1 protein-coding gene is annotated in these 723 nt (G+C 47.0%); it reads right to left on the bottom strand.

Annotated elements, in window-relative coordinates; genetic code table 11:
* Positions 1 to 723: AMP-binding protein (locus R7040_RS26335; protein WP_318097557.1), on the bottom strand; the 723-nt coding region annotated here is incomplete at both ends.

Below are 723 nucleotides of genomic sequence, written 5' to 3'. Positions count from 1 at the left end.
GAACCCAGAAGGAAAATTTGGCAGTGAATTGGTGCAAACCAGCTCACCTCGTTCACCTACGACACTGTGACCTTGTGGATTAAATACTTGCACATCAACGCCTAAGCCTGCGGATTGACATTCTCCTCGATAGACTGGTGATATCGGATTGCCTAATACAAAGCATCCGCAAATATCTGTGCCCCCAGCAATGGACGCTAAATGTACGTCTTCCTTTAAGTGCTCGTAAACGTAATCGAATTGCTCAGGATAAAGTACAGAGCCAGTTGAGCAAATCGTCTTGAGTGCGGGGAAAGCATCGGCTCTTTTCGGTGAGAATTGTGCTTTTTCAATCGCTTCTAGATATTTAGTCGACGTGCCAAACAAGGTCACGTCAGCATTTTGAGCAAGGTTCCACAGTACCTTGTGAGAAGGATAAACAGGGCTACCGTCAAAAATGACTAAGCACGCTCCGCTTGCAAGGGCGGAAACGTGCCAATTCCACATCATCCAACCACAGGTCGTGTAGTAAAAAACTCGATCGTTCGGTTGAATATCGCAGTGCAGTTGATGCTCTTTGACGTGATTCAGAATGGTGCCTCCGACCGAGTGCACGATGCATTTGGGTTTACCTGTCGTACCGGATGAATACAACACAAAGAGTGGGTCATTGAAGTTAACGCGAGTGTAGGTGAGGGGCTCGGGTGAGTATTGATTGAGCACGTTTTGCCAATCTTGGGTACA

This window comes from Vibrio sp. 1069 (genome assembly GCF_033340555.1).
Note: the sequence above shows the minus strand (reverse complement) of the source record. Positions and strands in the feature narration are given on the sequence as shown.